The sequence below is a fragment of the Micromonospora sp. PRAS1 genome, assembly GCF_059553435.1.
On the sequence record NZ_JCANNB010000091.1, the window covers coordinates 1 to 2,127 of the forward strand.

1 protein-coding gene is annotated in these 2,127 nt (G+C 70.1%); it reads left to right on the top strand.

Annotated features, from left to right (window positions below):
- Positions 1 to 34: 34 nt before the first annotated feature.
- On the top strand, positions 35 to 2,127 hold a 2,093-nt coding region (locus AC507J_RS32185; RefSeq protein WP_496294311.1), incomplete at its 3' end, for a condensation domain-containing protein.

Sequence of the window (2,127 nt, forward strand, 5' to 3'; positions counted from 1 at the left end):
TTTGATCAATGAGTACGGGCCGACGGAGGCGTCGGTGGGTACGTGTGTGTTTCCGGTGCGGGTGGAGCAGACGTTGCCGATCGTGCCGATCGGTCGGGCGTTGCCGGGCATGCGGATGTATGTGTTGGACGGGTGGATGCAGCCGGTGCCGTTGGGTGTGACGGGTGAGTTGTATGTGGGTGGTGTCGGGGTGGCCCGGGGTTATGTGGGGCAGCCGGGGTTGACTGCGGACCGATTCGTGCCGGATCCGTTCGGGCCGGCGGGGTCGCGGTTGTACCGCACCGGGGACCTGACCCGCCGACTGCCCGATGGTGCGGTGGAGTTCCTGGGTCGGGTGGACCATCAGGTGAAGGTGCGTGGTTACCGCATCGAGTTGGGCGAGATCGAGTCCGTGCTCACCGCCGTTGCCGGCGTACGCGACGCGGTGACGGTCGTGCAGACGGGTACGGCCGGCGAGGCACGGCTGATCGGCTTCTTCGTGCCGACCGCCCCGGACGCCGGACTGGTCCAGCGCATTCGAGACGAGTGCGCCGACCGGCTGCCGGACTACATGGTGCCCGCCGACTTGATCGCCGTGGAGGCGATTCCGCTCAACGCCAATGGCAAGGTCGACCGCGCCGCGCTGCTGGAATCGGTGACGGCGACCGAGCGGGTGCACGTGGCACCCCGCACCGACCTGGAAGCCCAACTCGCCGACATCTGGGCACGGGTGCTCAAGCTGGACAGCGTCAGCGTCGTCGACAACTTCTTCGACCTCGGTGGCGACTCGCTCCGAGCGGTGGCGCTTGTCGGCGCGCTCCGGGTGGCCAAGTTCCCGGTCGGCGTACGTGACGTGTTCGTGCACCGCACGGTCGCCGCGCTCGCCGGACACCTCGCCGCCAAGCAGAGCGAGGCCACCGCGCCGCAGTTCCAGCCGGTCGCCCGCTTCGCGCAACTCGCCGACGTCGACCGGGCCGCCCTGCCCACCGGCCTCGACGACGCGTACCCGATCGCCCAGGCTCAGCTCGGCATGCTTGTCGAGATGCAGAAGGCCCCGGAGCGGTCGCTGTACCACATCGTCCGCTGCTTCCGGGTGCACAGCCGCCAGCGGTTCTCTGCGGAAGCGCTGACCGGGGCGGTGCGGGACATTGTCGCCCGGCACGAGACCCTGCGTACCTCCTTCGCCCTGGACGGCTACTCGGTGCCGCTGCAACTCGTGCACACCGAGGCGCCCGTCGACGTCCGGGTCCTGCCCTTGGACCAGGAGCGGGCCGAGGCGCAGCTACGCGAGCACGTCGACGCCGAGCGGGCCCGGCCGTTCCACCCGGAGCACCCCGCGCCGCTGCTGCGGGTCAGCGCCCACGCCGATGCCGACGGCGGTTGGTGGCTCACCGTGGCGATCAGCCACCTGATTACCGGTGGCTGGGACCTGAACGCCCTCCTGGCCGAGCTGCTCAGCTGCTACGAGCGGCGCTGTGTCGGCATGGCGCCGGAGGCGGCGGAGCCGATCGCGGTCCGCTACGCCGACTTCGTCGCCGGGGAGCGGGTGGCGTTGGACTCGACGGAGGACCAGGCGTACTGGCACAAGATCATTTCCGGGTACGCCAAGTTCACTCCGCCCATCGGCTGGGGTGAACCGGCTGCGACGACTGGGACCGTCCGGCACCGACTCAGCTACCAGGATCTCGACCAGCGCATCCGTGCCCTGGCCTCGACGTACGAGGTGTCGCCGAAGGCGGTCCTGCACGCGGCGCACCTGAAGGTGATGAGCCAGCTCACCGACGAGCGGCGCTTCCACACCGGCCTGGTCTGCGACGCGCGGCCCGAGGTTCGGGGTGCGGAGCGGGTGCACGGCATGTACATCAACATCCTGCCGTTCGGCTACGAGCGGGGTGCGCGGACCTGGCGTGAGCTGGTGCGGGCGGTCTTCGACCGCGAGGCGGAGCTCTGGCCGCACCGGCGTTACCCGCTGCCGGCGGTACGCCGGCTGACCGGCGCGGACGCGCACCCGGTCGACGTCGTCTTCGACTACACGGAGTTCCGCCGCGCCAACACCGACAGCGAGGAACAGGTCGGCTTCGAGGCCGTCGCCGGTGAGGGTGGCACCGAGTTCACCCTCCAGGTCACCGCGGCCAGCGGCTTCCTCGA